We start from the raw sequence: 8770 nt of genomic DNA, 5'->3' as shown, positions 1-8770 counted from the left end.
GTGCTGGAAGACCAGTACCGTGTACGACGAAAAGGTTTATTTACAGGCCTTGCTCCGGCACGGCTCACCGTTGACCAGCGAGCTGGACACAGCAAAACCGCGTTGACGGAAAGGCTCAGGGCGTGATAGCGGTCTTTCAGCCAACATCATTCTGAATGTGAAAACGCTATCGCGAACAGGCTCGCTCCTACAGGGATTGAGTTGAGCCTCTGGATCAGTGGATAACTGGGGAATGTTCCGGGTTTTCGGAAGAAAAACCGCCCAATGACGTTTTTTGAGCGTTATCTGCCGCTTTGCGCCTTGCCCTCAGCGCCCGGGTCTACGATTCTTCAATAACAACGACAACACCTGAGAAATCGCCATGAAAACCGTCGCCCAATTGCTGAAGTTAAAGGCTGAACAGAATCATGAAGTCCACATCATTGCGCCTCATCAAATGGTGCTGGAAGCGCTGATGGTCATGGCCGCGAAAAACGTCGGCGCCTTGCCGGTCGTGAAGAATGGCGAAGTCGTCGGCATCATCAGCGAACGTGATTACGCACGCAAACTCGTGCTCAAGGGCCGCTCCTCCGTCGGTACGCCGGTCGAAGACATCATGGTGTCGCCGGTCATCACCGTGGACACCCATCAAACCGTCGAAACCTGCATGGGCATCATGTCCGACAAACGCTTGCGGCACTTGCCGGTGGTGGAAAACGGGCAGTTGATCGGTTTGCTGTCGATCGGCGACCTGGTCAAGGAAGCCATCGCCGAACAGGCTGAATTGATTCGCCAGTTGGAGCAGTACATTCGCGGGGAGTGATTCCGACGCAACACATATCCCTGTGGGAGTGACTGTGGCGAGGGGATTTATCCCCGTTGGGTCGCGAAGCGGCTCCAAAACCTGCAACCGCGGTCATTCAGATAAACCACGTGCATAGGTTTTGCGACTGCTTCGCAGCCGAACGGGGATAAATCCCCTCGCCACAGTTCGCTCCCACATTGGCTCGGTGGTGTTCTTTAAGATGGCCAATGCCGGGCGAAGACCGGGGCCAACGTGGGGTGGTGGTCGATTCGCGTCAACCATGCGTAAAAACCCGGTCGGGCATTGCGCAGATGCTCGCGACTGCCCGCCCACCGCGTCACCACCGCTGCCAGCACATCCAGTGCGCCGGGCGTCTCGTCGTCCAGATACAACTCGCCCGAGAATTGATCGGCAAACACCTCCCAGCTCCAGTGCAACCGTCGGCGGGCGCCGGCCATGAGGTTTTCCCTGGACGCTGCATCCGCGTCGATCAACCAGCGCTCGGGGTAATCGATGATGCCGATGGCCGTGTAGCAATTGCTGACGATGTACACCAGGCCGCGAATGGCCTGATCACGCTCGGCGGGCGTGCTCGACAGCAGGTTCGACTCAGGAAACGCAAACCCCAGATGGATCAGGATCGCCGCGCTCTCGGTCAGAATGCTGCCGTCGGGCAGTTGCAGCGTGGGAATCTGCTTGAGCGGGTTGAGCTTCTCCAGCGCTGTGGCGGCCTCGGGAGACGATTCAACGTCGATGAAGCGGTAAGGGATTTCACAGAGTTCGAGTGCGGCCTCTATCGCGGCGGCGCCGGAGTTCTGGTGTCCATAGAGCTGGTACATGATGCGGCCCCCTGGCGAGACAAGAATATAGTCAGTAGAGGCGCCGCCTGCCGGCCTCGTTCCGTGCCACTGCAAATATCGCGATGTTGAGCGCCCTAACCCAGTGCTGCGATCAGCTCTGCCGTCGTGACAATCGAGTGGGCATAGGTCGGCCCGTTGATCTCATGCGCAGCGTGCATCGCCTCTACACTGAAAGCCGCCGTGGCGTCGCGCACCAGCGTGACGTGATAACCCAGTTCGGCGGCGAACCTGGAGGTGCTTTCGATGCAGGTATTGGCGAGCATCCCCACCACCACGACCTTGTCGATCCCGTGTTGTTTGAGCAGGTAGTCCAGATCGGTGTTGGCGAAACCGCTGCCACCCCAGTGTTCCTTGACGATCACGTCACCGGCCTCGGGCTGGAAGTCCGGGTGCCATTCCCCGCCCCAGGTTCCAGCAGCAAACACCTGCGCATGGCTGGCGCCTTGTTGATAGGGGCTGGGGTGTTTCCAGCGTGCCAGCTCATCGGGTTCGGCGCGGTGATGCGGAACGTAGAAAACCTGGATGCCGGCCTTGCGAATGGCCGCCACCACGGTCTTCAGGTTGGCCAGCGTGCCGACGCTGTCAGCCACCGGTTGAGCGTGGCCGTGGAGTTTGCCGCCCTCGCTGAGGAAGTCGTTGTAAGTATCCACCAACAGCAGGCCGGTGTGGGCGGGAACATAGGAACTGGCATTCATGATCGACTCCTCAAGGGCAAAGGCACGCGCCAGCTAACCAGTGTAGAAGCGCCGCTCAACCCTATCTTGGCCATCCGACGACTGAACCATCACGCCCACGTGGGGTGCATCGTTCTACCTATCATTGCCGTCGATGTTCACCATCACCTCAATGAAGTTCTCATAAAAAATCCGCGGCGTAAGATCGCCTCCATACCAAACAACTACACCCCGGAGCACACCATCATGAAACGCCAAATCTTCCTCAGCATCGCTTTCTCGGTCTTTGCAGTTAACGCTTTCGCCGCTTCCTCTGCTCACCCGGTTGTCGCTGAAGGCGGCTCGGATCGACTGATTGAAAGTCGTGTGGCTGAGGGTGGTTCGGATCGTCTGATCGAAAATCGTGTGGCTGAAGGTGGTTCGGATCGTCTGATCGAAAACCGCGTTGCTGAAGGTGGCTCGGATCGTCTGATCGAAAACCGCGTTGCTGAAGGGGGTTCGGATCGTCTGATCGAGAATCGCGTTGCCGAAGGTGGTTCGGATCGTCTGATCGAAAACCGCGTTGCTGAAGGTGGCTCGGATCGTCTGATCGAAAACCGCGTCGCTGAAGGTGGCTCTGACCGTCTGATTGAAAGTCGCGCTGTATAAATGAATGATTTTACCGCGGTACTCAATGAAAAACCCGGCCTCATCAGCCTAATGCTGTTCACTTAAGACAATCATCAGTCGAGCGAGAACCTGTGGCGAGGGGATTCATCCCCGTTGGGCTGCGAAGCGGCCCCCTGCGCCCGTTCAGACAGACCGAGTTGTGTGGATTTACGACTGCTTCGCAGCCGAACGGGGCGGTGCGACGTTTCGCTGAATCCCCTCGCCACAAATGAGTGCCCGCGCTTAAGTGAACAGCATTAGCCTCATCAGCCGGTTTTTTTTACGCCTGTATTTGCGGTCGGTCACTTGCCTGCCCGCGTCATGCATCGCTGATAACGCTCATCGACCCGCTTGGCGAACCACGCTGTCGTGAGTTTACGGGTGATTTTCGGGCTTTGCAGCACGATCCCCGGCAACACCGCCCGAGGCAACCGACGACCTTCCGCCTGGTCGGCCAGGTCAAACACCCGCGAATAGAGCTGGGTGTCCTCGAACTGGAGGTTTTTGCCCTCCTCCAGTTGATCCCGAATGGTCGTGTTGCGCATGCCCAGTTGCTTGCCAAGGGTGCGCACCGCCAACTCCGTGGTGCCCGGCATGATCGCGTCGTAGCGGACCAGATCACCGTCCAGCGCCAATGGGACGCCTGACACACGACTCACCGCGTTCTGAAACGCCGCATTGCGGCTGGCGTACCAACCAGCGTTGAAATCGGCGAAGCGATACAGCGGCTGTTTGTAGCTCACCGGGTACCCGAGCAAGTGGGCAATGCCGAAGTACATGCCACCGCGACGGCTGAACACCTCACGACGGATCGAGCCGTCCACCGGATACGGATAATCCCGCGCCTGTTGCACGGCGAAGTCGATGCTGACCTGCATCGGCCCACCAGTGTGCACGGGGTTGAGCCCTCCAAACAAGGTCCGCCCCATGGGCACAATGCCGATGAAGTCATCGAAAATCGCGCTGAGTTCTTTCTCGCTACGCGCCGCATTCAACCGGTCGCTGTAGCTTTTACCGTTGGATGAACTGACCTGCAGGGCACCGCTGACCAGCAGGCCGGGGATATGCACTTTGGCAGCACGACGGTCGATCTCTTCACGGGCGATCTTGCCCAGTCCCGGCACGGGTGGGTCGACCTGGAAGGTCGACTCTTGCTCGGTAACCGCGAGTACCGAACACAGGTTTTGCGTGGAGGGATAGATGTTCTGCGCGGCAAATGCGGCGTAAATGTCCGTCGCCCAGCCTTGGCGGTCAACGGTTTTGGCCGGCAGCAGGCGCACGATCTCAGCCTTGACCTCGGCGGGTTTGCGGGCCGGCAACTCATGAGTGCGCTGGGAGCCGCAACCGGCCAGCACCACTAGCGCCGCGACACTCATGATCAATCGATTGGCTTGCATGGTGCTCCATCAAATCTGCTGAACCGGGTTAACCATACGATCAATGGCATGGCGCAGGCTATGACTCCTGCTGCCACTCACTGTTCCGTAGCAGCTGTCGTGGCGAGGGGATTTATCCCCGTTCGGCTGCGAAGCAGTCGTAAACCTGACAACTCGATGTGGCAGAGAGAATGCAGGGGGCCGCTTCGCCGCCCAACGGGGCGGTGCGACGTTTCGCCCGACGATTATCGCCCTGTTTTGCTCCCTGTCCGTGACTGCCTATGCCGCAACGCCGGCCACCTCTGCGGAAGATGACGGCAAGTCGCTGGTGCTGGACGAAGTCAACATCAACGCCCCGGCCCCTTCACCGTCTGCCCTGCCCCCGGTATTTGCCGGCGGTCAGGTGGCACGCGGCGGGCAATTGGGCGTGTTGGGCAATCAGGACACCATGGACGTGCCGTTCAGCGTGTCGTCCTACACCGAGCAACTGATCCAGGACCAGCAAGCCGAAACCCTCGGCGACGTGCTGCTCAACGATTCATCGGTGCGCCAAGCCACCGGTTTTGCCAACCAGGCGCAGGTGTTCGTGATTCGCGGCCTGCCGCTCAATGGCGATGACATTTCCTATAACGGTCTGTACGGCGTACTGCCGCGGCAGATCATTTCCACCGATGCGCTGGAACGCGTCGAAGTGTTCAAAGGCCCGAACGCGTTCATCAACGGCGTGACCCCGACCGGTTCCGGCATTGGTGGCGGCGTGAACCTGCAACCCAAGCGCGCCGGGGACGTGCCGTTGCGCCGTTTCACCACCGACATCAGCAATGACGGCCGGGTTGGCGAGCATCTCGTGACGAATCCATCACCACGCCGGTCTACGGCATCGTGTTCAAACCGTGGGACCACGTGTCGTTCTACGCCAACCGCATCGAAGGCCTGGCGAAAGGCCCGACGGCCCCCACGTCAGCGGGAGGCCGTGTGGTCATCAATGGCAATGAAGCCTTTGCTCCGGCGCGTTCGAAGCAAATCGAAGCGGGTGTGAAAGTCGACATGGGCACCTACGGCGCCAGCCTCGGTGTGTACCGGATCGAGCAACCGGCCGACGGTTTTACCCAAGTCGTCGATGCCAATACAGCGGTCTTTGTGCGTGAGGGCGAGCAGGTCAACAAAGGCGTCGAGCTGAACGTCTTCGGCGAGCCGATCGAAGGCCTGCGCCTGATCAGCGGCCTGACCGTGATGGACACCGAACTGAAGAAAACCGCAGGCGGTCTGAACGACGGCAATCTCGCCATCGGCGTGCCGACCTTCCAGTTCAACGCCGACGTGGATTGGGATGTACCGGGCCTGCAAGGTGTCGCGCTGGACGCACGGATGCTGCGCACCGGCGGTCAATACGCCGATGCGGCCAACAACCTCAGCCTGCCGACCTGAAACCGCTTCGATGCCGGGGCCCGTTATGCCTTCAAAGTCTCGCAGAAGGATATGACCGTGCGTCTCGGCGTCGACAACCTGACCAACGAGAAATACTGGGAATCGGCACTGGGCGGCTACCTGACCCAGGGCAAACCACGGGTGGCGAAGTTGTCCGGCACCATCGACTTCTGATCACTGGCGCATAACGAAAAGGCCCCGCAGCTTCACGGCTGCGGGGCCTTTTTCCGTTGGGCGGCCAGCCTTTTCATATCCCCGGGCTGGACCATACTTGAGCCACACACCGAGGAGCAAAGGCCCATGAACCGTAGCGACGTACTGATCGTCGGTGCTGGCCCGACCGGGCTGGTACTGGCGCTGTGGCTGAGCAAACTGGGGATTCGGGTACGGATTATCGACAAGACGTCGGCCCCCGGCACCACGTCGCGGGCGCTCGCCGTTCAGGCGCGGACGCTGGAGCTTTACCGTCAGCTCGACCTCAGCGATGCGGTGGTGAAGAAAGGTCATCAGGTGGCCGCGGCGAATTTCTGGGTCAAGGGCGAGCCCGTGGCGCGCTTGCCATTGACCCGCATCGGCGAGGGGCTGACGCCTTACGCGTTTCTCGAGATGTTTCCTCAAGACGAACACGAACAGCTGCTGATAGAACGCCTCGAAGGATTCGGCATCAAGGTCGAACGCAACACTGAACTGGAGGGTTTCGAGGAAACCGGCGATGGCATCAGCGCAAGGCTGCGTTTGCCCGATGGCCAGCAGGAAATCTGCCAGGCATGTTATCTGGCGGGTTGCGACGGCGCCCGGTCAGTCGTGCGCAAGACCCTCGACACCGGTTTTCCGGGTGGCACTTACCAGCAGATTTTCTACGTCGCCGATGTGCAGGCCCGCGGGCCGACGTTCAACGGTGAACTGCACCTGGACCTGGATGAAGCGGACTTTCTCGCCGTGTTTCCGTTAGCCGGTGAAGGCCGCGCCCGCTTGATCGGCACCGTGCGCGACGAGCGCGCCGACCGTGCTGAAACCCTCGGGTTTGCCGTCGTCAGCAGCCAGGCCATCGAGCATCTGAAGGTGCAGATAGATCAAGTGAACTGGTTCTCGACGTATCGGGTGCATCACCGCGTGGCGGATCACTTTCGCAGCGGTCGCGCGTTTCTATTGGGCGACGCGGCCCACGTCCACAGCCCGGCGGGTGGCCAGGGCATGAACACCGGGATCGGCGACGCCATCAACCTGGCCTGGAAACTGGCGGCAGTCTTGAGCGGCGGCGCCACGCCCACGCTGCTCGACACTTACGAAACCGAACGCATCGCCTTTGCCCGCAAACTGGTGGGCACTACCGACCGGGTGTTCAGCTTCGTCACCGCCGAAGGCCGCATGGCCGACTTGCTGCGCACCCGTCTGGCGCCGCTCCTGATCCCCAAAATGGCATCGTTCGAGGCGTCCCGCGATTTTCTGTTCCGTACCGTGTCGCAGATCACCCTCAACTACCGTGGGACACCGTTGAGCACGGGGGTCGCCGGGCACGTTCATGGCGGCGACCGCCTGCCCTGGGCTCACGACGGTGAGGGGGACAATTTCGAATCGCTGAAATGCCTGACCTGGCAGGTGCATGTGTATGGCGACACCAGCGACGAAATGATCGCCTGGTGCATTGAGCATCATCTGCCGTTGCATGTGTTCGACTGGCGGCCGGCGTTTGAAGCGGCGGGATTGGGGCGTAGCGGCTTTTATCTGTTGCGGCCGGATACCTATGTGGCGATTGCCGACAACTCGGCTGATCCCAAGGTGATTGAACGGTACTTCAAGGAGCATGGGATTCGGCCGTTTTTTGGCAGCCCCTGAGAACACCCTAAATCTAATGTGGGAGCGGGCTTGCTCGCGAAGGCGGTGTGTCAGCGAAAAAATATGTCTACTGACACACCGCCTTCGCGAGCAAGCCCGCTCCCACAGGGGGTATGTGGTGGGTTTAGATCCCCGCGAGGGCCAGGTCCATCGCAAAGTAAGTGAAGATCAAATCCGCCCCCGCCCGCTTGATTGCCCCCAGGCTTTCGCGCACCACGCGATCCTCATCAATCGCCCCGGCCTGCGCGGCAAATTTGATCATCGCGTACTCGCCGCTGACCTGATACGCCGACAGCGGCAAACGCGAAACCTCGCGGATGTCGCGGATGATGTCCAGGTACGCGCCGGCCGGTTTGACCATCAGCGCGTCGGCGCCTTCCTGTTCGTCCATCAGTGATTCGCGCACCGCTTCGCGGCGGTTCATCGGGTTCATCTGGTAGCTTTTGCGGTCGCCCTTGAGCGCGCTGCCGCCGGCTTCGCGGAACGGGCCGTAGAGCGCGGACGCGAATTTGGTCGAATAGGCCATGATCGCGGTCTGGGTGAAACCGGCTTCATCGAGCGCCCGGCGAATGGCCTGGACCTGCCCGTCCATGGCGGCTGACGGGGCAATCACATCCGCGCCCGCCCGGGCCGCCGCCACGGCTTGTTTGCCGAGGTAGATCAGGGTCTGGTCGTTGTCGACTTCATGGTTGTGCATCACGCCACAATGGCCGTGATCGGTGTATTCGCAGAAGCAGGTGTCGGACATCACGATCATGTCCGGCACTGCATCCTTGGCGATGCGTGACATGCGCGACACCAGCCCGTTGTCGCTCCACGTGTCGCTGCCGCTGCTGTCCAGATGATGGGACACACCGAACGTCATCACCGACTTGATCCCGGCCCGGGCGTAACGCTCGATTTCACCGGCCAGTTTCGACTCCGGAATGCGCATCACGCCCGGCATGCTCTTGATCGGCACGAAGTCGTCGATTTCTTCCTCGACGAAGATCGGCAGCACCAGGTCGTTCAAGCTGAACTCGGTTTCCTGGAACAGGCTGCGCAGGCTCGCATTGCGGCGCAGACGGCGTGGACGTGCTTCGGGGAACTGACTGGACATGAGGGATTCCTGAAAAACAGAGGACGAGACGAAAGTCTTAGGGGGCGAAGCTTATGCCCTGAAAG

7 protein-coding genes and 1 pseudogene are annotated in these 8770 nt (G+C 60.3%); 4 read left to right on the top strand and 4 right to left on the bottom strand.

The window, feature by feature from the left end; translation table 11 throughout:
* Positions 1–361 precede the first annotated feature (361 nt).
* Positions 362–802, top strand: a complete 441-nt coding sequence (locus EYC95_RS08205) for a CBS domain-containing protein (protein WP_131059904.1) — start codon at positions 362–364, stop codon at positions 800–802.
* A gap of 197 nt (positions 803–999) precedes the next feature.
* On the opposite strand, the gene EYC95_RS08200 is transcribed toward EYC95_RS08205, so the two are convergent.
* Positions 1000–1623, bottom strand: coding sequence for a glutathione S-transferase N-terminal domain-containing protein (locus EYC95_RS08200; protein WP_131059903.1), 624 nt, complete (start codon positions 1621–1623; stop codon positions 1000–1002).
* A 95-nt stretch (positions 1624–1718) separates the two neighbouring features.
* Positions 1719–2339, bottom strand: a complete 621-nt coding sequence (locus EYC95_RS08195; RefSeq protein ID WP_131059902.1) for an isochorismatase family cysteine hydrolase — start codon at positions 2337–2339, stop codon at positions 1719–1721.
* Between the two features lie 225 nt (positions 2340–2564).
* Between EYC95_RS08195 and EYC95_RS08190 the strand changes: the two genes are divergently transcribed.
* A complete protein-coding gene (locus tag EYC95_RS08190) occupies positions 2565–2966 on the top strand; it encodes a hypothetical protein (protein WP_131059901.1) in 402 nt (133 codons plus the stop codon).
* Positions 2967–3268: 302 nt separating this feature from the next.
* Here EYC95_RS08190 and EYC95_RS08185 read toward each other — a convergent pair whose 3' ends face one another.
* On the bottom strand, positions 3269–4363 hold the full coding sequence (locus tag EYC95_RS08185) for a DUF1615 domain-containing protein (protein ID WP_131059900.1): 1095 nt from the start codon (positions 4361–4363) through the stop codon (positions 3269–3271).
* A 304-nt stretch (positions 4364–4667) separates the two neighbouring features.
* Between EYC95_RS08185 and EYC95_RS08180 the strand changes: the two are divergent.
* Positions 4668–5944, top strand: a pseudogene (locus EYC95_RS08180) (TonB-dependent receptor domain-containing protein).
* A gap of 126 nt (positions 5945–6070) precedes the next feature.
* A complete protein-coding gene (locus EYC95_RS08175) occupies positions 6071–7606 on the top strand; it encodes an FAD-dependent oxidoreductase (RefSeq protein WP_131059899.1) in 1536 nt (511 codons plus the stop codon).
* Between the two features lie 124 nt (positions 7607–7730).
* Here EYC95_RS08175 and hemB read toward each other — a convergent pair whose 3' ends face one another.
* Positions 7731–8705: a porphobilinogen synthase gene (gene hemB, locus EYC95_RS08170; protein ID WP_131059898.1), complete on the bottom strand. Its 975-nt coding sequence runs from the start codon at positions 8703–8705 to the stop codon at positions 7731–7733.
* Positions 8706–8770: the final 65 nt, after the last annotated feature.

The organism is Pseudomonas sp. BGI-2, from assembly GCF_004310295.1.
In the GTDB taxonomy this organism is placed as follows: domain Bacteria; phylum Pseudomonadota; class Gammaproteobacteria; order Pseudomonadales; family Pseudomonadaceae; genus Aquipseudomonas.
This window is presented reverse-complemented; position numbering and strand designations above follow the sequence as displayed.